Raw genomic sequence first — 23556 nt, forward strand, 5'->3', positions numbered from 1 at the left:
TCAATCCCACCGGCAAGCGGGTGGGCCACGGGGGGGGACTTGATGTCCGGTCTTATGAAAGTGTCTGGCAGGCCGCGGGCGGGACGCGCCATCCAACCGATCGATCTCTCATTACACAAGAAACAGGGGAGAAGAGCCAGGCCCTTCTCCTCTTGAGGCAGTCGCTTACTTGATTTAATCTACAATCCAATTGCTGCTGCACGTGGCATTGACCGCAGAGCACCTTGTAGTTGGAGCCGTCGCCATCTTTGTCGAACGACGCATTGCCGGTTGCGAAGATCAAGCCAAACGCCCGCTGGTTGCCGTGAGCCTTGTGGCAGCTCATGCGGTTTGGAGTAAGGTCGGCCGGAGCCGTGGTTACCGGCGGATCGCCGGCAGTCGGGTGAGTATGTAAAAGCGTTGATCCGGGCACTCGGTTTCTGAACAAAGATGGGTTCCGAGCAGGGCGGCAAAACGGTCGGGAACATCGCCTTTCCGCAAGTTACGGTTGCATACAGACTCAGAAATCACATATACATTATCAACGGACGTGGTGTTTGGAGAGAGAGAAACAATCGTGCGCAGTCTGTGGATTTTTGGCGCGGAGCGTATTCTGCCATCTTAGCGAGGATCTCCTGGCGAAACTGGATCAGGGCCGCTCGGTGCGCCGCTACCAGGCCGGAGAAGTGTTGTTCTACGAGGGCGAGGCGCCCCTGGCCATGTACTGCCTGCACGACGGGGTTGTCAAGCTGGTCAAAGCCGCACGAGACGGGCGCACCATGGTTATTCGGCTGTTGGGTGGCGGCGATATTGCCGGGTTCAGGGCGCTTCTGACCGACGAGCCATATGCGGCGACCGCCGAAGTCGCCGAGCCGGCCACGGTATGCACCGTTCCCGCCGCCACATTCAAGGGCCTGTTGCAAGAGTCGGTCCAGTTCAGTTTGGATTTGCTCCACAAGGTCGCAGTAGAACTGCGTGTTTCCGAGGAGCGCATGCTCGACCAGGCAATTCTCCCGGCCCGTACCCGGGTGGCCAGGATTCTTCTATTCCTTGCGGATACATCGTCGCCGAGCTCCCAACGTCTGGTTGTAGCAACCGAGCTACGCCACCAGGATCTGGCCGACGCGGTTGGAATCACGCCGCAAACGTTTTCACGGATCATCCACGAGCTCAACGGGAGCGGGATTCTGCGAACAAACCGGCAACACATTGAGATCGTCGATCCGGGACGGCTCCGCGACCTGGCTGCACGAGACACCTAACTTTTTCATAGCCATCTTATCCTCGGACAAGATACCTCTTGCCCCACGGCATTGGGAATCCGGCGATTTTTGTCATATTAGTGGTGCGTGAGTCCTGACCGGCAAGGAGCCGGTCCCGGAATTTTCGGGCTTTTGCGGGCTGATCCAGCCAGGAGAGCTACCCATGCGTAACACTTGTCTAATTGCCGGGGTGTTGGCGGTCGCCATGTTCGCCGTGCTGATAGCAGCGGTACCGTCGACCCTCAACGATTTCTTCATGCCCGGATCCCAGCCGGGTAAGGCGGGCCAACTGGAGACGCCTGACAAGTGCGACAATTGTCATGGCGGCTACAATCTTGCGGTAGAGCCGGCCTACAACTGGCGAGGGAGCATGATGTCTCAGGCGGCGCGGGACCCGTACTTCTATGCCAGCATGGCAATCGCCAACCAGGACGCACCTGAGAGCGGCGATCTGTGTATTCGCTGCCATTCGCCGGCGGGCTGGCTGGAGGGGAGATCGGTGCCGACTGACGGCACCGCTCTCAATCTCAACGATCGCCAGGGCGTGCAGTGCGATTACTGTCACAAGCTTGTGAAGCCGACGCCTCTGGGTACGAACCCGTATCCAGGCGATGCCACTTACACGAGCGAAACCTATCCGCAGGACCAGGCGTACTTAGCCACACTCGCCGAGATACCCCCTACATCGGCCAACGGCATGTATGTCGCCGACGCGAGCAACGCCAAGCGCGGGCCGTTTGTCGACCCGGTGGCCCGCCACCAGTTCTACTATTCGCCGTTCCACAAGGACGCTGCCTTGTGTGGGACCTGTCATGACGTAAGCAACCCGGCTTTCGTAAGAGGTGCCGATGATACCTATTCGCCCAATGCCTTTGACCAGCCTTCTCCGAGTTTCGAGCCTTACACCATGTTCCCCATCGAGCGCACCTACAGCGAGTGGCTGATGAGCGCCTACAACAGCCCGGCCGGCGTATATGCACCGCAATTTGGCGGCAACAAGGCCTATGTGTCGACCTGTCAGGACTGCCACATGAAAGACGTGACGGGCACGGGTTGCAACAAATCCGGAGCGCCGGTACGGACCGATCTGCCTCTGCATGACATGACCGGCGGCAACACGTTTGTCCCCAAAATCCTGAACGCAATCTGGCCCGGTGAAGTAAACCAGTCGGCCCTGAACGCCGGAGTTCAGCGCGCCATCGCCATGCTGCAGAAGGCGGCCACCCTTGACCTCACCGTCACGCCTGTCCCCGGCGGATATAGCGCTCACGTGCGGGTCACGAATGAGACCGGCCACAAACTGCCGTCGGGTTATCCCGAGGGCCGGCGAATCTGGATCAACGTCAAAGTCTACGATACCACGGCAACACTCGTGTACGAATCCGGCACCTACGACAACGCTACCGGAGTGCTTGGCCACGATGCCGCCGTCAAGATCTACGAGATCGAACCGGGTCTGTCGGCCGATCTTTCCGCGGCCCTCGGCTATCCCGCGGGTCCGTCGTTCCATTTCGTGCTGAATAACCAAATCTATTCGGACAATCGCATTCCTCCTCGCGGATTCACCAATGCCGCTTTCACGGCGATTCAATCACCGCCGGTGGGCTATTCGTATGCTGACGGACAATACTGGGACGACACCTACTATTCGCTGGCGGAATCGGCGGCAAGGGTAGATGTCACCCTGTACTACCAAACTACCAGTAAGGAGTTTGTGGAGTTCCTGCGTGACGAGAATCATACCAATGACTGGGGCCAGAGACTGTATGACCTATGGAATACCAATGGCAAATCAGCCCCTGTAGCGATGTCAACCCGGTCCGTCATCTTGAAGACCATCCGCGATACCCAGCCGCCGACCAATCCGAGCACTCTGACCGCCACGGCTCTTTCATCCTCACAGATCGCTCTTGCCTGGCAGGGATCGACCGACAATGTCAGAGTAGCCGGCTATAACATATATCGTAACGGCACGAGAGTGAATGCGACGACGTCGACTACCTTCACCGATGCCGGCCTCCGAGCCGCCACCACCTATAGTTATTACGTCACCGCCTACGATGAAGCCGGTAATGAATCCGGTCCGAGTAACACGGCGACTGCCACCACCAGGAGCAAGGGCGGCAAGAACCAAACCGCTTTAGCGGGCATCCGAGCGTATCCTAACCCCTTCAATCCGACAGTCAGTATCAGTTATTCGCTGCCGAAGTCAGGCGAAGTCGTGATTGAAGCTTTCAATATCCTGGGCCAGCGAGTTGCCGAGTTGGTCAACGAAATGCAGCCGGCCGGCGACCATGTGGTATCGTGGGATGCCAGTCATCTGGCATCAGGCGTATACCTTATAAGGATCACCACAGCGGAGTCGACCGGCAGTTTGAAGGTGAATTTGCTAAAGTAACGGGGTTGCCCGCTCTTTGTTCGCCAGTGGGGCAGGCCGATAAACGGCTTGCCCCACTTTCATTGTAAGATCCTGGCTGCGCTCCCTTGCCGGCGATTGCCCTGTTATTGCACTCGGAAATTCACCCCTGCCGAGCGACCGTAGGAATCGATACACATTACCCGGTGCTGCCCCGGCTCAGGGAGATAGAACACGCCGCTGTCCGGCGGCGCAGTTGCGAACAGATGGCCATCGACAAACCAGTGCGCCTCGTGGCTATCGAGGGGCAGCGACGCCTGAAACAGAATGTGTTGGTACTGCTTGGGCACACTTGACCGGATTACGTAGACCGCGTCGCGCTCGGGCGAAACAATCACCGGCCCGTCGCCCGTCAGCTCACCCCGGCATTCCGGATTGTGCGGCGGGTGGTGCGGCACGATTCCCCGTCCGGCCAGCCATGAGGCCAGCCGCGGCGGCCAATCCTCAACCGTGATCTCCCGGCTCCGACCGTCCACAGCACAATACCGGCAGACCGAATGGCCGGTGCGCGAGTCGACCATGATGCTTCGATGCACGCTGCATTTGGCGTTGGGGGACACGCCCACGATATACTCCTCGCCGATCTGATCGGGGCAGGCCTGGGTAGCGATCCTACCGCTCACCGCGCACACCATGCGTTCGTCGATACCGGCCGGCGGCTCAAACCACGTTGGGCTGCCGTCCGGGCGAAGCGCAGTGAAGATATCGAACATAAGCGGCGCGGCGGTCTCGGCGCCGACCAGGGCGACCGAACCTTCGGCCGAGAAATTGCCGGTCCAGACTCCAACCGTGTAGTCCGGATCGTAGCCGATCGCCCAGGCATCTTTGCGCCCGTACGACGTACCGGTCTTCCAGGCGACTTTGGGCATGCCCACGGTGAACTCCCAACTGCTCGGCATATCAGGACGTTTCAGATCGACCAGTATCTCGGTAATCAGATAAGCGGCTTCCCTGGAAAACAAACGAACCGGCCGGCATGATTCGCGTTCGCGTGTGTACCTCACTGGAACATACTCGCCCCCGCGCGCAAGGGTGGCGTACAGGTTGCTCAGCTCGACCAGGTTGACCTCACACGAGCCGAGAATCATCGGCAGACCATACTCGACATGTTTGCGCGTCAGTGTCGTTATACCACCGGCACGAAGTAGGTTGAAAAGCTCCTTAAGGCCGACTTGGACGGTGAGATTCACCGCCGGCACGTTCAGCGACTGAATCAGCGCCTCGGAGATCGACACCACCCCGTTGTACTGTTCATCGTAATTGACCGGAATGTATCCGGCGTAGTTCACCGGGAGGTCTTCCACTTTGAGGGCCGAGGAAATGAAGCCCTTGTCTAATCCGAGCGCATAGACGAACGGCTTAAGGGCCGAGCCGGGCGAGCGCGGCGCGAGTGCACCGTTGACCTGGCCATGATTCCCGGCATCGTCGAAGTCAGCCGACCCAACCAGCGCGAGCAGCTCGCCTGACCGGTTGTCCAGCACTACCGCAGCGAGATTGTGAATGCCTTTTGACGCCAGCCCGACCTGGTAGTTGCGCGCCAGCCGCTCACAGGTGATTTGTATGCCGTAATCGAGTGTCGAGCGAATCTCCGGCTGTGAGGGTTGCGCCATCATGGCGCTCTGGCAAAAGTGCGGCGCTGCCACCGCCGGGCTGACCCGCGCGATCGGCACTTCCTCGCGCAGCGCTTGCCCGAGTTCATCGCGCGAAATCAGCCCCCGCTCGTGCATCACCGCCAACACGAGGTCGCGGCGATTGAGGCAGGCGGCCAGATCGCGGTCAGGGCGGAGTTTGGTCGGTGACGACGGCAGCGCGGTCAGCACGGCAATTTCCGACACCGACAACCTGTAAGGCGTTTTGCCGAAATATAGCCAGGTCGCCGCGCCGATACCCTCGATATTGCCGCCGTAGGGAGCGAGATTGAAGTAGATCTCCAACAGCTCATCCTTGGAGTAACTGATCTCCAGTTGCACGGCGCGAAGGATTTCAAGCAGTTTGTTGGGAATCGTGCGCTCTTTCGGCTCGATCATGCGGGCGATCTGCATGGTGATGGTCGAACCGCCGCGTTCGAATCGCCCCGCTCTCAGATTATCCACCGCCGCCTGAGCCAGCGACACCGGATTGAACCCGGGATGCCAGTGATACCAGCGGTCCTCGCAGGCGAGTACGGTGCTGATCATTAACGGCGACACCTGCTCCAATCTCACCGGCTTGCGCCAGAAGCGGTCTGTCGACGTGAAACAGTTCAGCAGGTGGTTATCGCGGCTGTATACGAATGTCGATGTCGGCCGCTTGAGAAGATGATGCGGCAGCGGGAAGACAAACCAGTTGAGCACGCCCAGCGTAGCAATCGCGAGTATACTCACGCCGATGACCTTGCGGAATGCCGGTCTCCGCAGACAGGTTCGCGCCAGATTCATGAATCTCGTCAACATCTTCATACCCAGTAGGTCGGGATGCTTGTGTCACTCTGAGCCAGTGAAGGGTCATCCCGACACTGGTCGAAACTACTAAGGTCCCGACTGTCAGTCATCTCACGATCGTCACCGCCCCCGATGATGCCGAGCTGGCCATCATCGGATTGTACATGCACTCGGCCGCTACCGGCGGCACCGTGAACTCGCCCGCGCTCGTGGCCCTCAGGCTGTAGTAGAACTGAATGTCTCGGCCGGGATACAGGGTTGTGAAGATAAGCAGACGGTCGTCGCGAATGTCCTGGTACTCGGCCGCGCCGCTCTCACTCGGAATCCAGGCCAGGCGCGGTGTGGTTTTCAGGCGCGGGTTTTCGATCTCGAATCCGGCCGGGAGCAGATCGCTGATGACCACGTAGTCAAGCCGCTTGCTTGTTGCCTTGGCCGTAATCAGCGCGACCACCTGGGTGCCGAGCGGCACACTGTCCAGCGCGAGAGGCTTGCCGTTCTCGCTCAGGTACTGCCGCCGCACCACCATGCCGCGGTCAAATTCCTCGGCGGCCGGAGTCAGCGGGACGCCACTCGCCTGCCAGTAATAAAAACAGGAGCCGCCGCCCTCATTGACCGAAACTGACACCGAGCGATCACCCAGATCCTCGCGCGTGAGGCTGAAGCCGGTTGAATCAATAGCGACACTCTCTTCGCCCTCGATCTTAACCTGCCCCTTGAAACTGAAACTGTTCTTCTTCTTGAAGTACTTCCCTAGTGCCATGAGGGCGAACGCGTTCTCCTGCGTGGTGTACCACTGGTTGACCTCGGATCGTTGCATGAGCGACCGGGCCAGCACCTCGACCGACGGATCGTCCTCCGAGAGCGCCATTAACACTTCCATCAGGATGGCGTCGGTGCGCACGCCGGAGTTGAAATCACCGCCGGTTTCCGGTTCGAAGAGGTTTGGCTGCACCGTTGGCGGAATCAAGCGCGACGCCTCGGTCATGTTGCCCGACAGCGCCAGCGCGCCCGCCAACTGGTAACGGGTGTACGGTTTGAGCGAGGACGGATCCAGGTTTTTGAGATAGGAGACCACTCGCTGCGGCAGGCGGTCCGCCTGGACCAGAACGTAGGCGGCGTAGACACGGTGTGCCTCGTTTAGATCGCGGATGTTCTTCCCCAGGGCCATGTCCTCGAGATGATCATAGATGTCCCTGAGAAACTTCTTATCGACATGGTACCCGGCCTTGGATGCTTCAGAGATGAAGTGTGAGGCGTAGATGGTCGACCAGTTGTTGCCGGACGTGCCGCCCGGCCAGAAGGCGAACGACTTATCCGGAAGAAACATGCTGTGCAACCGCTGGATTCCTTCCTGGATGAAATACTCCTGCCCCTTGCCGCCGAAAATCGCCGGCTCCACTACCTTGACAAGGTCATTGAAGTACAGCAGCGGGAACAGCCGCGAGGTGGTCTGCTCCACACAACCGTACGGATAATGCAGGAGATACTGGACGTTGCGGGCGAACGAAACCGCCGGCATCGCTGACGTTTTCAGCACGTACTGGTCGGTGCCATCGAGCCAGTCGCCCGGAAACACAAACTGCGCGGGCGCTGAAGCTGTGACCGCACCTGAGCCGAACACGGTCGCGAGCGGCTGCGCCGGGCGATTGGGCAGCTCAAGCAACAGGGTCGCGCGCTCTCCTGCGCCAGAAGCGCTGAGCGCGAACTCGATTTTGCCCGGTGTCTGACCTGCTTTGCAGCGGAATGCCACGCTCTCCTGCCGGTTGTTATCCAGCGTGATAGTGAGCGGCGGCGGGGTGATAAACTCCACCGGCCCGCCGGCGACAGCGTTGACCGTTATGTCGGTCCTCGCGCCGGTGTTGTTGAACAACGTCACCAGGCCGTCGAAGATGTCGTTCGGACAGACAAAGCGCGGGAAACTCTCCTGAATGACAATCTTGTCGCGCACTATGACTTCACCCGTTGCCGAACCGAACAGATCGTTCTGTGCGGCTACGGCCATGATCACCAGCTTGCCGTTGAACTCAGGCAGCGTGAATGTCACACTGGCCTTGCCCTGGCTGTCGGTCTCGACCAAACCGGACCAGAGCGCCACCGGTTTGACCCGGCGCGACGTAATCGGGCTGAGATGCCGCTTGCGGCCGGCAGCGAACATTTTGTCGCCGCCCGGACGAATATGACTGGACGACTGCTCGACTCTCGGATATATCAGCGCGTACATGTCGTACGGTTTCAGGTGCGGCTGTTTCTTCCCGTAGAAGAATTCGACCGGATCGGGTGTCTGGAAATCAGTCAATTGCAGAATGCCCGCATCGACCGCCGCCACGGTAAGTTGCGACACTTTGGGTCGGCTGATCTGAAGATCGACCCTCACCATGCTCTTGGGCTTGACCACCTCCGGCGCGGTGAGCGCAATTTCCAGCCGCTTGTCGTTCCGCACCAGGAGCGGAGCGACTCCAAATGCCCGCGCCGGCATATTCGGCTCGAGCGAATCAGCCAGCCGCACTATCGCCACCGTAACATAGATATTCGGGAAATAGTCCGGCTTGACCGGCAGAACGATTTCGGCGGTATTCTCCGCCATGTCTCGTGTTATTGTCTCGAATACTTTGTCTTTTTCAATCGTGAGCAGCAGCTTGCCGCCGAACGGAGCCCGCACCTGAAGGATCGCCTTGTCGCCGGAGCTGTACTCTTTCTTGTCGAACGCCAGTTCTATCTTATCGGGATTGGTCAGCGCCCAGGGCGCGTATCCCCAGCCGGAGGCATAGAACATGACCGAGCTCGAGTGCCCGGTCTCCGGGTCCGTGGCGATTATCTCGTAACTGCCATAGTTGTCGGGTGTGAACACGGCGATCGCGCCGGCGGCAACGACCGAAACCTTGGCTGAGTCGCGCAGTTGCTGTCGTTTCTCCGACACCCACCGGCCCACTCCGGTTCGGTCTCGTTTATATGTCGTGTTGTAAACTATGCGATAGAATTTGAGATCAACCTGGGGAATCTCCACCGCCTGCCCGTCGCTGCCGACACTGGCGACCTTCACGCTGACCGGCTCGCCGACTTTCGCGTAGCCATCGAGCGTTGTCATCAGGCCGACATACCGCTCATACGGATGAATGGTCACCTCGGCATACGCACTCACCCCCCGTCCACCTTCTTCAGAAACAGTCGCCGACAGTAGACCCTTGAGCGCCGATGGTGCGGACAGTTTGTCCGGCAGGGTATAGCGGTAAACATGCCTGCCGGTGTCATTGAGGATGGTGTCGGGAAGATCGATCTCCATCTTGGTGAATGAACGGTTGTGATCGCTGAAGGTGTACTGCGACCAGCCGGACGGAGAAAACTCCTGCGGCTCGATAGTGACATGGCCGGCCACTTTGTGATTTGCCGCCGGCGGGCCGAACAGGTACTTGGCGTCGACGCCGGCCTCGACTGTGTCGCCGGTGTGATAGGCACTCGACGGCACACTTAAGCTCACTTTGATTCGGTCGGGCATGAACTCTTCGACCTGGAATTCCACCCGTCCTATCTGAAGCTCCTCGCCTATCTCGGCCACTGCCGTGTACTTGCCGGTGCCGGCGAAATCGGGAATGGGCAAGTCGACTGCCGCAATCGATGATCCCTCGGTCGCCAGCCGAAAGCTCGTGAACTTGCGCCCGCGGGCATCATAGATCGTCAGGAAGTAGGGAAAGGCTGGAGGTAACGAAACTTTGGTGCCGCGTACGATCGATACCAAATGGGCGGTGTCGCCCGGACGATAGACACCCCGATCAGAATAGACAAACGCTTCGTAGCCGGACGCCAGGTACGGCCGCCCGGCGACATCGAAATCACTCAGCGGGAGCAGGCTCTCATCGAGGCGCACGTACGAGAGATCCGGGCCGCGCGATACCAATATAACGAACGGCTCGAATCCGGCCAGCTTGTCCTTGATATTCTCGAACGTGGCGATACCGCGCGAGTCGGTCTCTCCCTCCACGAGTGTCTGGTTGTTACGGCTGATTAGCGTGACAGCCGCGCCTGATATCGGCTGCGCAGTCGCCAGTGAGTTGGCCCACACCATCAGATAGTCATCCGCAAGCCTGGCCGAGATGCCTATATCAGTGAGCATCGCATACCGGCTGTCGGCAATCCAGCGCTGCTCACGCCCCCTTACCGCCACCTTGAATATCCCCTGACCGATATCGCCTATGATGCTCTTTAAATCTATCGTTGTCGTCAGCGGCTCGTTCTGTTGTGCCTCAACTTCGATATCCTTGACGAAAAACGTCCGTCCTAAGTCCACCGATGAAGACCGATAGTACTCGTAGTCGCCGTACCCCGATGTCAGGAAATAGACCAGGTTGTTGGGAAAGACCTGCTCCACCTCGATCGCCAGTTCTTTCAGATTGATCGTCTTGAACTCGAGATGGCCGGCACCGAGCCGGGGCAGGAACACCGCGCGCGACGTGAATGCTACCGATGGCGGCATGTCCGGGAACACTACCTTCGTGGAAAAGTCATTCTGCAGCACCGCCCCGGAAACCGCGCGCAGCCCCTGCGCGATGTTGACCGTGACCGCCATCCCCGGCTTGAAATCGCCGCGCACAGTCAGCCAGCTGTATTCGCCTTCGATCGTGTACGGCATAGCCGGATCGAGCGACACATAGGCGCGAGCCTCATCAATGGGCACATGCTCAGACAAATAGATGCTGATTGAACTGGCAGCGGCGCCGGTATTCGCCTGAACGTTATGGATCACCAGCGGCTGGCGGGATGCAACCGTCACCGATCGAGTCTGATCGCTTTCCATCGGCAAACTGCACTCGCCGCACATCAGTTCTTTGGCAATCACCACCAGATAGTTCTGCTCCATGGTTGTCTGTTCGAACGGTTCGCTCGTAACGGTGAACCGTTTGGAGAAGGTGTCATCGGCGAAAACTGCATACCATGGCCGCTCCGGGGTTACGCTGCCGTCAATCGTCACCGCTCGAACGGTGTATCCGACATCCGATTCAATCGCCCCGGCTTCCCCTTTGATTTTGAGCCGCCGCTTGAGTTCGTCGATCCCCACCGGGAAATTGAACCTGAGGTCAATTACCAAACGCACCAGCCCGGGGCCTGCCTCGTCCCGCGTGGTAGAACTCCGAAATACCTCTACTTTCAAATTGGGAGTCCGGAACGGGTACTCCGCTTTGTCGACAATCTTCAAGCCGCCGGCGCAGGATTTGAGCGACTGCACGCGCGCCTTGTACTGCGTGGCGGGACGGAGTTCGGCATCGGGGAAAAACCTGAGCACGTCGGTCTCAATCCACCTTCCCAGGCCCGGCATAGGCGGCTCAAAGAGGATGGGCGGATCGGTAACCGGCAGGTCCAGACTGTCCTTGGACACCATCGGCTTGGAAAACTTGACCGTGAAATTGGTTTTTAGCTCGACCCAGCCGGTCGGTTCGAACGACAGCACCCTGATTTGGTTATCCGGCACACTGGTGATGTTCGAAACCAGGATAATCAGCGCGACTGCGATGGTCACGCCGGCGATTGTGGTCGTTCGGTTGCTGCGAGCGGTGAAATGAAGCAGCGCCTGGCGGAGCTTGGCGAACATGGCTATCTCCCTCTTGGAATTGGAAACGGGTGTGTGGCGGCACACACCGAGTCAGCGTCAACCCGATACATCTTAGATTTATCTGCAACGAGCACCTGGGCTCCCGGTTGCTAAAGGGTGACCCCAATATGGGGACCGAGTGGACGGCATACAAGTGTTTCCTCGCCTCGGCGCACCCCCGCCCGGTGGCCGACCCGCTTGCGGATGGGATGAAGATGTTCATGTTTTTGATCGGCAGGCCTCCGCGCCTGCCGCTGGACGACGCGGCAGGGATGGAACCATACCGATCAAGAAGGGGGTGGTGGGCCACCGGAGAGCCCCATCCTTGACAGTCCCCCCGAATCTGACTATTTTCGCGCGGCATTTCGGGAACATCAGGCGCCCCGTTCAGTTTAGGAGAGGCAAAGCCTCCGGTATACATGCTGCAAAAAGAAACTGACTCAAAGCTGGTCCTCGAGGACGGCCGTGCGTTTGCGGGCCGCCGGTTCGGTGCCGCCGTCGATGCCGCCGGCGAGGTCGTCTTCAATACCGCCATGTCCGGCTATCAGGAGGTGCTCACTGATCCGTCGTATGCCGGTCAACTGGTGGTCATGACCAGCCCGCAGATCGGCAACTATGGAATCGCTCGCGACGATGCCGAGTCGCGCCAGCTGTTTCTCGGCGCGCTAATCGTCAAGGAGCTCAGTCGCATCGCCAGTAACTGGCGCTCGGTGCAGACTCTCGATGAGTACCTCATTGCCAACGGTATCCCCGGGCTCGAGGGGCTGGATACCCGCGCCCTGGTGCGGCACCTTCGCAGCCGGGGTGCGATGCGCGGCGTTATTGGCAGCATCGATGTACCGACCGATGAACTTATCAAGCGCGCGCGGGGTCACCCGTCGATGGTCGGCTGCGACCTGGCATCGATAGTCACCAAACGCCAGACCTACGACTGGAGAGAAGCACCGCCGCTCCTGAACGGCGGGCAGAATCTGCACAGTCTCACAGGAGAGGCCTCACCAACCAGGCTGCACGTAGTCGTTTATGACTACGGGGTGAAGTGGAACATCCTGCGCTGCCTGGTGGATCATGGCTGCCGCGTAACGGTTGTCTCGGCTGACACGAGCGCCGCCGACGTGCTGCAACTTGGACCGGACGGCGTACTCTTGTCTAACGGCCCGGGCGATCCTGATCCGGTACGGTATGCCGTGGACAACATCCGCGCGCTGCTGGGGCGGGTGCCGATCGGCGGCATCTGCCTCGGGCATCAACTGCTTGCCCTGGCGGCCGGAGGGAAAACCTACAAACTCAAGTTCGGCCATCGCGGAAGCAATCATCCGGTGATGGAGCGACCCACCGGTCGCGTTCAGATAACGTCACACAATCATGGTTTCTCGGTTGATGCTGATTCTCTGCCGTCCGACCTGGTTGACATCACCCACGTGAATCTCAATGACCAGACTGTCGAAGGGTTGTCGCTTCGCAACGTGCCCGCAATCGCCGTGCAGTTCCATCCGGAGGCGTCCCCCGGCCCGCACGACGCAGTATCATTCTTCACACAGTTCACCCACCTGATGGCCCAGTGGCGCGAGATTGGTAAGCATGCCCGCAAGAACTGACATCAAGCGCGTGCTGGTAATCGGCTCCGGCCCGATTGTCATCGGCCAGGCGTGCGAGTTCGATTATTCCGGCACGCAGGCAGTCAAGGCACTGCGCGCTGAAGGGATCGAAGTCGTCCTGGTCAATTCCAACCCGGCCACGATCATGACCGATCCCGATCTGGCCGACCGTACGTATGTCGAACCGTTGACAGTCGAATTCCTGACCAAGATTGTCGAGCGCGAACGCCCCGATGCCCTCCTCCCTAGTGTGGGCGGCCAGACCGCGCTCAACCTGGCGATCGCTCTGCACAACGAGGGAATACTGGACCGGTTCGGTGTGTCGCTAATCGGCGCGAGCTCCGAGGCAATTCGCATTGCCGAAGATCGCGAACTGTTCAAACAGGCGATGCTGGAAATCGACCTCGAAGTCCCCCGCAGCTTGCTCATATCGGACGTTTCCGGGGCGAGGAGTTTTTCGCATGAAAACGGCTTCCCGATTATCGTGCGGCCGTCGTTCACTCTCGGCGGATCGGGTGGCGGAATAGCCTACAATCTGGAGGAGCTGGAGGAAATCGTCAACCGCGGCCTGGCGCTATCGCCGGTCGGACAGGTGCTAGTAGAGGAATCGCTGGTCGGGTGGAAAGAGTACGAGCTCGAGGTCATGCGTGACCGCAAGGACAACTTTGTAGTCGTCTGCTCCATCGAGAATATCGATTCCATCGGTGTTCACACCGGCGATTCGCTTACGGTCGCGCCCGCTCAGACCCTGACCGATCGCGAGTATCAGCGGATGCGCGACGCTGCCGCCGCGATCTTACGGCGCGTGCGAGTAGATACGGGCGGATCCAACGTGCAGTTCGCGGTCGAGCCGAAAACCGGGCGCCTGGTGGTTATCGAGATGAACCCACGGGTGTCGCGCTCATCGGCGCTGGCGTCTAAAGCGACCGGTTTCCCCATCGCTAAGATTGCCGCCAAGCTGGCTATCGGGTACACCCTGGACGAGATCACCAATGACATCACGCGTGTGACACCCGCCGCTTTCGAGCCCGCCATCGATTACGTCGTGACCAAAATCCCGAAATTCGCGTTCGAGAAGTTTCCCGGCGCCGATGCCGCTCTCGGCATCCAGATGAAATCGGTCGGTGAGGTCATGGCGATCGGCCGCACATTTAAAGAGTCTCTGTTCAAGGCCTTGCGCTCTCTCGAAGTGGTCAAGCCGTTTCGTCCCGGCGAAATGCCCCACGAGCAGCTCAGCGCCGCGCTGGCTACACCCAACGAATACCGCTTGCGCTATCTAATTCACGCCTTCGACTGTGGCTGGACAGTAGACGAATGCCACCGCCTGACCTATATCGATCCCTGGTTCCTCGATCAGATTTCCCAGTTCGCGGAACTGCAGCGGCAGATGCGCGGACGGCCGCTGGCCGATATCCGCGATCAGGAACTGCGACTCGCCAAAGAGTGGGGTTTTTCGGACCGTCGCGTGGCGTATCTTACCGGGGCGGAGGAGGACGCGGTGAGGACGCGCCGCCACCAGATCGGCCTTCGGCCGGTATTCAAACGGGTCGACACCTGCGCAGGCGAATTCGAGTCATATACGCCTTATCTTTATTCCTGCTACGATGAAGAGGACGAAAGCGCCCCCGACCCGGCGCGCAAGGTGATGATACTCGGCAGCGGCCCAAACCGGATCGGCCAGGGGATCGAGTTCGATTACTGCTGTTGTCATGCGTCGTTCGCCCTCCACGAGGCGGGCGTGCAGAGCATAATGGTTAACTGCAACCCGGAAACCGTCTCCACCGACTACGACACCAGCGACCGGCTCTATTTTGAACCGCTCACGCTCGAAGACGTGCTCGAGGTGTACTACAAGGAGCGGCCCGACGGCGTGATTGTCCAGTTCGGCGGGCAGACACCACTCAAGCTGACCATGCCTCTGGCAAAGGCGGGCGTGCCGATACTCGGAACGCCGCCCGATTCGGTCGACCTCGCCGAAGATCGTGAGCGGTTCGCCGCCTTTCTGGACCGGCTGAACATCCGCCACCCGGCGCACGCCATTGCCCGTACTTTTGACGAGGCCGACGCCGCTGTCAAACAACTCGGTTTCCCGCTCCTGCTGCGACCGTCATACGTGCTCGGGGGACGGGGAATGGCGATTGTCTACGGGACCGCGCAGTTGCACAATTACCTGACCCCTGCATTCGACGCTGCCCCCGGGCAACCGATTCTAATCGACAAATTTCTCGAAGACGCGTTTGAGGTCGATGTCGACGCTCTCGCTGACGGCGAAAACTGTGTCCTCGCCGGTGTGATGCAGCATATCGAAGAGGCCGGCGTACACAGCGGTGATTCCAGCTCGGTGCTGCCGACTTATCTGATCACGAAACACCATCTTGAGGAGATACGCGAGATCACCCGCCTGCTGGCGCGCGAGCTTAAGGTTGTCGGCATGATGAATATCCAGTACGGCATCGCCGAGAACCAGTTGTACGTGCTGGAGGTTAACCCGCGCGCGTCGCGCACGGTGCCGTTTGTCGCCAAGGCCACCGGTGTACCGCTGGCAAAAGTCGCAACGCGCCTGATGCTGGGACATAAGCTCCGCGACCTTGGCTTGAACGATGATCTGCCGGTTACTCGCTTCTTTGTCAAAACCCCGGTATTTCCGTTTATCAAGTTCCCCGGAGTTGACCCGAAGCTGTCCCCGGAGATGCGCTCCACAGGCGAAGTGATGGGCAGCGGAATAGAGTTCGGATCGGCATTCTACAAAGCCCAGTTAGCGGGGGGACTGAAGCTGCCGCGCGATGGGACGCTCCTCATCAGCGTCAACGATCGCGACAAAAAGGGCGTTCTGGGCGTGGCGCGGCGCTTCGCCGCCATGGGATTCGGCATTCGGGCCACCACCGGAACTGCCGGCTTTCTGCAGGACATGGGGGTGCCCGCCGAGAGCGTGCTCAAGGTGAGCGAGGGACGGCCCCACTGTGTCGATCTCATCAAGAGCGGCGATGTCGCCCTGATCATCAACACACCGCTGGGGGCGGCGTCGGCCCGCGACGGCTGGGCGATCCGCACGGCGGCGGTCCAGCATGCGGTGCCGTGCATAACCACGCTTTCGGGCGCTGTGGCGGCGGCCGATGCAATTGCCCAGCTTCGCACCAAAGATATCGGCGTGAGCTCGCTTCAGGAAATCCACTCGCGCACGCCCTAAGACTTCATGTGTAACGGGCTTGTGTGGCTCGTATTCAATCGAGCTTGACAGCGGCATCTTGTTGGCGTTAGCTGTCAGGTCGCAACATTCCTGGCTGCAAGTCCGTGAGAGCGAATGTCTCGTGAGCTTGTGACAACAGAGAATTCATTTCCCCTGCTGCGAGTGTACCTGTACGCGCTGGTCGTGTTCACGCTGCTGCGGCTCGGTTTCCTGGCGTACCACGCAGCGCTGTTTCAGGAAAGCTCCGCGTCGGAACTCGCCACCGCCTTCGGCGCAGGCCTCATAGTTGATTCCTGTATCGCGGCAACAACGCTCTTTCTGATCAGGCTATTCACTCTCCTGTTGCAGCCGATCGGACGCGATTTCGCATATTTCATCCATCGCGCCGCGATCTACTTCTGTTTCGGCATCTACTTCTTCGTCAATCTCGTCGACATTGTCCATTTCGAGATTTACGATTCGCGTCTGAATATCCTCCTGATCGAAAACCTGAGCCAGATGGGGCCGATACTGCGAACGGTAGTGCACGATCCAGCGCTCTATGTCGTGCTCGCGATTTGGGCCTTCTTCATGATACTGTTCGCCCGGATGATCGGCCGGAAAAGAGCCCAAGCCCGAGGCCGGCGCACGCCGCTGCGTCCTATCGCGGCACATGCGATCTCACTGGTAACCCTCGCGGCTCTGTCGTTTCTCTGGCTGGATGAGCCATTCTGGCGGATTTCAGCTCTATCTACTGATAACCAAGCCCTCAATCAGCTCTCGCTCAACGGTGTTTACACGCTGACCAAGGCAGTTGAACTGAAAAGGCGCCTTGAGCGCGAGGCCGGCGGCGCTGACTACGGTTTCGTCTCCAATGAACAGGCGGTCGAGTCAACCCGGACTCTGTTACTTGCCAGAGACGAACAATACGTATCGGAACTGTATCCGCTTGCGCGGCGAATCACGAACCCACGCGGCTTGAGTATCGAGAAGCCTAACATCGTCATCATTCTGATGGAGAGCTTCACGGCGGGTAATATCGGCGCGCTCGGCGCGGGAGACCAGGGCTGTTCGCCCGCGTTCGACCGGCTGGCCGAGCAGGGTATCATCTTCACACAGTTCTACGGCCAGGAGACACGCGCGCACCATGGACTGGTCAGCACCGTCGGATCGTTCCCGTCGCTGCTGGGCACATTCCTGACCCGCCGCCGCGGCACAGAGTCGTTTTACACTCTCGCCACAATCCTGAAGCGACACGGCTACACCACCAGTTTCATCTATGGTTTCGACCAGGGTTTCGACCACATGGGGTTCTTTCTTAAGCAGGGCGGATTCGAGCGCATTATCGATCAGGAGGACTTTCCGTCGGCAGCATTTCGCGGGCGGTGGGGAGTTTCGGATGACGACTTGTTCGACAAAACACTGAGTGTCTTTGCGCAGAGCGATCCGGAAGTCCCGCTTCTGAGCGTAGTGCTGACATCGTCGAACCATGCCCCGTATGACATCCCTCCCGCGTTCGCTCAGGCCCACCCGGAATACGCCGGAAACAAGGCGAAACTCGCGTTCGCGTATTCCGACTACGCGCTGGGCCAATTCATGGAAAAGGCGCGGCGGGAATCTTTCTTCGACAAGACTATCTTCGCAATCCTGGCCGATCATGGAGAGATGCGCGACGGTGACGATCGCCTGCTGAAACGCTTTCACATCCCCTGCCTGATCTACGCGCCACGGCTCATCGCTGAGCCCCGTCGTGTGAATACAATAGGCTCGCAGGTGGATATCGCCACTACGCTAATGCACCTGATCGGATACCCGGAGCCGTTTCACTTTGCCGGTCGCGACCTTCTGGGCATACCGCCGGATGACGGCTACGCCGTGATGCGCAGCAATTTCACCGTTCTGTATCGCTACCGAAACGCCGTGCTGGTCAGAGACATTCGCGACACGGTTTCTGCACTCTATGCCGTGGACGATCACTCGCGCCTGGTATCGGATAGCGCGCTGGCCGACCAGGACCTCAAACGACCGCTTAACCAAAGGCTGGAGAACTATCTCCAGACCATGCACTATCTGTTTTCGAATGGAAAGCACCGCTGCGTGACATCACGTGGGCGGTAGAGGGGTCAGTCCGGGCCCCAGTATTCGTAGAGAATGGTGGCAACCCGCGCGTCCTTGAAGTAGTTTCTGTCCTTTAACTCTCGAATTGCATCCCACTCCCACAGTTTGACCGAATCCCATACGTGGTATACCGTAGTGTCGGGAATTATGGATTCCAGATGGCCTTTTACGAACGAATATAACGCCAGATCGAACGACACCGCTGCCAACTGTTGCGCCCAAACCTGGGCGGCAATCGCCTCCGCCTCCTTCTGAAGCGCCATCGTATCACCAGAGGCCAACAACTCCTTGATTCGAACAGTCGGCAGGTAGAACGACGTATGAAAACCGGCGTTGCTGATTCGCCTGAGACTTTCGGAACCAAAACTCGACTCGACTATAGCGGTTTTCCGCAGGTCGTAAAGGGAGTCCAACCGAATCAACTCAGCCAGGGCAGCGTCGATATTGCCCTCGGTAATATTCTTGATATCGAGCCAGATCTTTTTCAGACCGGCGCCGCCGAGCGTGTCCAGAAACTCCGCCAGGCCGACTCCCGACGCGTCACTTTCGTCGTGTCCGATCTCGAAGTACCCGCCGCCGTTTGACGGTCGAAACATCAGGTCCACCTCGAGCGAGCGAATGCCGTGAGCGAGTATAGCCCGCAGACGATTCACCCGGTTTATGCGGTGGGGCGCCAGACGGCTGTCGAGATTCTCGGCAAGCAGGCTGCTTATGTTGCCGCGCTGTATCAGGTCTTTGTGGTAGTTCAACACGACTCCAACGACCAGGATCACCAACAGAAGGGTGACGACTCGGGCTGAGATGAACTTTTTCATGTCACCCTTTCCTACGCGCCACGGTTGCAACCCACCCGCGTTCTCTCCACCATCGCTCCGGCACGCGTCCAAGGTAGCACGCTGTGCGTGCCTACGCAACGGCGGTCTTGAGCGGCAACCGGTAGCCCACGGCTTGCTGTGGGTTGCTCGCATCTGGACGGAACTCAGATGTCGAAACCACGTCTCACGCTAACGCGTTCGACTCAGGGGTTCTGACCTGCATGGCTGCGGTCGCGTCGGGTTTTGCGGGCGACCGATGGCAGAATCGCCGGTCGCGCGCTAACGCACGCGACCAAGGGATTCTGCCCTACAATAGCTGATTCGCAATCACTCCCCGTCGAGCGGGACCTTCGTCTTGCGCACCCAGCGCGGCGCAGAATCGATCTTCTGCCTCAGCATTAGATTCAACTGAGCGGCGTTGTGCTGCACGTGGCGCATAGTGTAGAGCAGCAACTCCTCGACTGAGATATCGAGCCACCCGAATGCGCAGCGCTTGCGGGCCTGCTCCGCGGTCAGCGAGGCGATTCGATAGCGGCACTTCTGGCGGCCGTGTTCGAGATAAGTAAGCAGCTCGTCCCGGGTGTACAGGCGCTCGGGAAGAACCCCTGCCGGGTCCAACTCCTCCATGCCGAAAGGAGAAGGCGGCGCAAACCCCTCTTCCGATTTGGACATATAAAAGCGAGGTAGAACAGCGTGTGGTAGGTGATATACCAGAACTCGCAAAAGTCGACGCGTTCGCCCCAGACATCCGGGGGACAGACACGAATCCCGTTTTCGAGCATATCAATCGCGGCGCCGAACTGCTGCCACACGGTCGTTTTCCAGGTCAGTTCCATAAACGGTCCTCTGCCGGATGGTACGGTAACCGGAAACCGCGCCCAGGCGAAAAACAGCGCGGACGCGGAGGCGAGATGCCGCAGCACTCGATCCCCCGCCGCGCATAAGTCCCTCGCGTCAGTCTAGTTCTTGGCGCCCCCGGACATGACGATATCCGGTTTGGTCGAGCCGACTATTGCAACCAATTCCTGAATCTCCTTCGCCGGGACATTATGTTTGGCGAGGATTTCCTTGAATATGGTAACCATGCGGTCCCATTCGCGCCCGGTGATATTGAGATGAGCGTGGGACTCTTTCATAGCCCGACCCTGATAGTGGCACGGCCCGCCGGTCACCTGGCACACCAGCGCTGTCACATGATACTTGAGATAGGGAGCCGGTACCCGCTTTCTGGCCGCGGCAATCGCCGGATTCGCGTTGAGCACCGTGTCGGGAACAAGCGCGTCAATGAAATCACTGACCACAACCGAGATCGGTCCCAGGCCCCCGAGGCGGTCATAGAGCGACGGCTCTTTCTTTTCGGCACTTCCCTGAGCCGACGCCAGACCGTAGCCGCATGTTAGTGCCGCCAGAACTGTGATGATTGTTAACAAACCGATTTTCCGCGAGATCATGCTAAACCTCCTAATGCCGTATGGGGTGCGCGTGGATATCCCCGTTAATTTGTGTGCCCGGCCCCAGCGCCGGCCCCGATTGTGCGGAACGACTTCCTCCGCCATCGAGCGGCCGCGTCCTGTCCGGAGCTTGCCCCAGAGGCCGCGGCTGCAGGCCAAGTTGATACGAAAGCTAAGGCGATTTTATTTGCGTTTTGAGAGACTTGAATTCGGTCGGGAGGATCGGACGAAAGTGGAGTATTGGAGGTTCGGTTCTTGCGCTGCCGGGCGACGCTGCCCGACAGGCTTGCCAAAAGTGCCCGGCCCACCGCGGCTGGCCGGGCACATTTGCTACGCGCGGGCTACTGCGCCCGCACAGAACGCCCGCAATGCGGGCAACTGGCCGTGAATTCCAAGCGTCGCCAAATAATCCATGTCTACTGACGATTCCCGGTCGCTTCGTATGCGCCGCTTCTCATCATGGGTAATCGCCCACGCCAGGTGCACGGTCGTGAGCGGCCCCAGCACCGGAGCAGGGCACTGCCTGGGTCGGTAGTGCAGCGCCACTGCCTCCACCACCGGGTGCGCCAGTCCCCATAAGGAAAGAAGATATGCGCCGATTACGGAGTCGCTGACACCCAGTATTTGCTCCTCGGCTGCGATCAGGGTCAGGCCGCGCTCTTTTGCCGCCTCTACGGCCCTCTTCAGCTCGTCAGCGAAACACTTCGCCATCAGCAGCCGCCCGATATCGTGGAGCATGCCGCCCAACAGCGCTTCTTCGACTGCGCCGGGGTGCAGGCCAAAAGAGTGAGCCAGAAGGCGAGATCTTGCTCCAACCGAGATACTGTCCTGATAGATCTCATCCATCGACGACTGAGGAAAACTGACTCCCTGGAATTGCTCGAACACGCCGGCAGACAGCACCAGGCTCTGCACGGTGCTCATACCAACCAGGTTTACCGCATGAAAAACGTCGGTGATCCGCCGCGACATGCCGAAGTAGGCAGAATTCACAACTTGAAGCAGCTTGGCCGTAATTGCAGCGTCGACACTGATTAACTCTGCCACCCGTCGCGCTGACGAATTCTCGCTCCGCAGTTCCGCCGTGAGGCGGCTGTAGGTTTGAGGCAGACACGGAAGCGACTTGATTGCTCCAATCCTCGATTTCACTTGTGGGTTAGTGAAGATGCCCTGGAGGTTCAGGGCGTTTTGAAGCTGCCTGGCCAGGGCCGACGTCTGGACGGGTCGGGCGATCACCTGGTGAGCCTCAGCGAAAAACCGCAGCATCGAGGACTTGTCCGCGGTGTCGACCACCACGTAGCGCAGCGCCGCCGGCTGGTTCTCCCGCAAGTAACCCATCAGCTCGTGGACACTGGGGTTCACCAGCGATGACTCAGCTATTACCAGGTCGTATTGAGCGCCTATGCACGCTTCGATCGCTTCCTTCCCGGCAGCCGCCGTCTCGCCGCGCCACCCGCCCCCGCAATAGCGCTCGATCTGCTGCACAAAATCGACAAGTGACCGGTCTCCCCCGACATACAGCACAACCACTTCACGCATTTCGCGTTCCTTTGCTTAAAAGTACGTCAGGTAGATTTCGAACTTTTACTGCAGAACAATAGTATTGTCGGACGGCGGCCTCCACGAGTTTAGCCTGAGCCGTGGAGAAATCTGCCCAATTTTGAGGTATCTTCGGCCCACGCTTTGCCATATCCGGGTTTTCTGCCATACCACCCATTACTCTGAGGCTCCTCGCGCGGGCCAAATCCCTTGGCGCACAAGCGGCCGCTCTCCGGGAACCTCAGACAGTCCGGCAGGACTCTTTTGAGTCCTACCGGTAACCCTCGATCTTGCCAACCGGTTGCGCTAGTGCCCCAACAACTGATATTTGCTGATTAGGTGCGCGGCCCGCCGTCGGCGGGTTCTTGTCTGCCCATGTATCGAAGAAGGATCTGGAGGGGCAGACCGGGAGAGGCTGTCTCATAAGTGCGATCTGTTGCGTCAGGTCGTGCTCCGAGCACGACTCGCTCCGCGGGTCGGGCTCGGAGTGAGACCTGGCGCCGTTACAGTTAGACACATTGCGGCGGTAGGTCTCCGTCCCGTCCCTCCTTCATCGGGCCGGGACAAGGACCTGCCGCAACTTTTCCAGCTTTTGAGACAGCCTCGGGAAGTCTGCCGCCCACGATCAGGAGATATTAGTTGGGATGGCGCTGGTTAGGCTCTTCGGATGCATAACCTAGGTTACAAAAGCTGTTTTGGACAGGATTGGGTCCGAGTTAAACCTTGCCGGGACCACGGCGACTGCCAATACTCGAATCGTGTTCTAGTTTGTAGAACAAGGAGATCCACCCTTGAAAAAACCACACATCGTCGACGAGGCGCGCAATCTGGTTGAGACCGGCTATATCGGGAACGTAACGGTCGAAGATGTGATCGCAAATATCGAAGCCGTCATCGCCGATCCGAAGTTCCGCGCCGGCATGGACGCTATATGTGACTACACTGACGCAAGCGCAGTTTGGAATCTCGCCGAGCTGGATCGCCTGAGAAAGTACGTGCTGAAGATCAGGCCTCTGGTCGGCAACACACGCTGGGCGGTAATCTTTCCGAAAGGGAAAGACACGACCACCGCGCGGATCTTTATAGCCCTCCACAACGCTTTTGATAGTCAGATAAAAATCAAGTTGTTCAACAATCGCCACGATGCGCACGCGTGGCTCGACGAGGCCAGGGTGCTCGGCTGAGCGCACTGCCACTCTTAAAGTCTCAGC

General features: G+C 59.1%; 12 protein-coding genes. 6 read left to right on the plus strand and 6 right to left on the minus strand.

Annotation, left to right across the window (positions count from 1 at the left end; all coding sequences use genetic code 11):
• Positions 1-575 precede the first annotated feature (575 nt).
• Positions 576-1241 (plus strand): Crp/Fnr family transcriptional regulator, encoded by a 666-nt coding sequence (locus AB1772_09085; GenBank protein ID MEW5796503.1) that lies wholly within the window; start codon positions 576-578, stop codon positions 1239-1241.
• Positions 1242-1404: 163 nt separating this feature from the next.
• A complete protein-coding gene (locus tag AB1772_09090; protein ID MEW5796504.1) occupies positions 1405-3639 on the plus strand; it encodes a T9SS type A sorting domain-containing protein in 2235 nt (744 codons plus the stop codon).
• Positions 3640-3743: 104 nt separating this feature from the next.
• Here AB1772_09090 and pbpC read toward each other — a convergent pair whose 3' ends face one another.
• Together pbpC and AB1772_09100 are read right to left on the minus strand one after the other, a co-directional pair.
• Positions 3744-6074 (minus strand): penicillin-binding protein 1C, encoded by a 2331-nt coding sequence (gene pbpC, locus AB1772_09095; GenBank protein ID MEW5796505.1) that lies wholly within the window; start codon positions 6072-6074, stop codon positions 3744-3746.
• 109 nt (positions 6075-6183) lie between these two features.
• Complete coding sequence (locus AB1772_09100; GenBank protein ID MEW5796506.1) at positions 6184-11658, minus strand: alpha-2-macroglobulin; 5475 nt, start codon at positions 11656-11658, stop codon at positions 6184-6186.
• A gap of 419 nt (positions 11659-12077) precedes the next feature.
• Here AB1772_09100 and carA point away from each other — a divergent pair, with 419 nt between their 5' ends.
• From carA to AB1772_09115, 3 genes are all read left to right on the plus strand, one after another.
• Positions 12078-13256 (plus strand): glutamine-hydrolyzing carbamoyl-phosphate synthase small subunit, encoded by a 1179-nt coding sequence (gene carA, locus AB1772_09105; protein ID MEW5796507.1) that lies wholly within the window; start codon positions 12078-12080, stop codon positions 13254-13256.
• Positions 13240-16443 carry a carbamoyl-phosphate synthase large subunit gene (carB, locus tag AB1772_09110; protein MEW5796508.1) on the plus strand — a complete coding sequence of 1068 codons (3204 nt, stop codon included), beginning with the start codon at positions 13240-13242 and terminating at the stop codon, positions 16441-16443. Before carA ends, carB begins: the two co-directional genes overlap by 17 nt.
• A 114-nt stretch (positions 16444-16557) precedes the next feature.
• Complete coding sequence (locus tag AB1772_09115; GenBank protein ID MEW5796509.1) at positions 16558-18540, plus strand: LTA synthase family protein; 1983 nt, start codon at positions 16558-16560, stop codon at positions 18538-18540.
• 5 nt (positions 18541-18545) lie between these two features.
• Here AB1772_09115 and AB1772_09120 read toward each other — a convergent pair whose 3' ends face one another.
• The 4 genes from AB1772_09120 to AB1772_09135 all read right to left on the minus strand — a co-directional run bounded on the left by AB1772_09120 (position 18546) and on the right by AB1772_09135 (position 22345).
• Complete coding sequence (locus AB1772_09120) at positions 18546-19355, minus strand: hypothetical protein (protein ID MEW5796510.1); 810 nt, start codon at positions 19353-19355, stop codon at positions 18546-18548.
• 327 nt (positions 19356-19682) lie between these two features.
• On the minus strand, positions 19683-20027 hold the full coding sequence (locus AB1772_09125; protein MEW5796511.1) for a DinB family protein: 345 nt from the start codon (positions 20025-20027) through the stop codon (positions 19683-19685).
• Between the two features lie 287 nt (positions 20028-20314).
• Positions 20315-20806 carry a group 1 truncated hemoglobin gene (locus AB1772_09130; GenBank protein MEW5796512.1) on the minus strand — a complete coding sequence of 164 codons (492 nt, stop codon included), beginning with the start codon at positions 20804-20806 and terminating at the stop codon, positions 20315-20317.
• Between the two features lie 330 nt (positions 20807-21136).
• Entirely contained in the window at positions 21137-22345 is a 1209-nt protein-coding gene (locus tag AB1772_09135; protein MEW5796513.1) for an HDOD domain-containing protein, read from the minus strand.
• A 791-nt stretch (positions 22346-23136) separates the two neighbouring features.
• On the opposite strand from AB1772_09135, the gene AB1772_09140 reads away from it, so the two are divergent.
• Positions 23137-23529: a hypothetical protein gene (locus tag AB1772_09140; protein MEW5796514.1), complete on the plus strand. Its 393-nt coding sequence runs from the start codon at positions 23137-23139 to the stop codon at positions 23527-23529.
• The last annotated feature ends 27 nt before the right edge of the window (positions 23530-23556 follow it).

Source organism: Candidatus Zixiibacteriota bacterium, assembly GCA_040752815.1.
In the GTDB taxonomy this organism is placed as follows: Bacteria; Zixibacteria; MSB-5A5; order GN15; family FEB-12; genus JAGGTI01.

What these genes read in the sequence shown, in the direction of transcription:
- AB1772_09090 (MEW5796504.1), top strand. Translation starts at nt 1,405, where the DNA reads ATGCGTAACACTTGTCTAATTGCCGGGGTGTTGGCGGTCGCCATGTTC.
- pbpC (MEW5796505.1), bottom strand. Translation starts at nt 6,074, where the DNA reads ATGAATCTGGCGCGAACCTGTCTGCGGAGACCGGCATTCCGCAAGGTC.
- AB1772_09100 (MEW5796506.1), bottom strand. Translation starts at nt 11,658, where the DNA reads ATGTTCGCCAAGCTCCGCCAGGCGCTGCTTCATTTCACCGCTCGCAGC.
- carA (MEW5796507.1), top strand. Translation starts at nt 12,078, where the DNA reads ATGCTGCAAAAAGAAACTGACTCAAAGCTGGTCCTCGAGGACGGCCGT.
- carB (MEW5796508.1), top strand. Translation starts at nt 13,240, where the DNA reads ATGCCCGCAAGAACTGACATCAAGCGCGTGCTGGTAATCGGCTCCGGC.
- AB1772_09115 (MEW5796509.1), top strand. Translation starts at nt 16,558, where the DNA reads ATGTCTCGTGAGCTTGTGACAACAGAGAATTCATTTCCCCTGCTGCGA.
- AB1772_09120 (MEW5796510.1), bottom strand. Translation starts at nt 19,355, where the DNA reads ATGAAAAAGTTCATCTCAGCCCGAGTCGTCACCCTTCTGTTGGTGATC.
- AB1772_09125 (MEW5796511.1), bottom strand. Translation starts at nt 20,027, where the DNA reads ATGTCCAAATCGGAAGAGGGGTTTGCGCCGCCTTCTCCTTTCGGCATG.
- AB1772_09130 (MEW5796512.1), bottom strand. Translation starts at nt 20,806, where the DNA reads ATGATCTCGCGGAAAATCGGTTTGTTAACAATCATCACAGTTCTGGCG.
- AB1772_09135 (MEW5796513.1), bottom strand. Translation starts at nt 22,345, where the DNA reads ATGCGTGAAGTGGTTGTGCTGTATGTCGGGGGAGACCGGTCACTTGTC.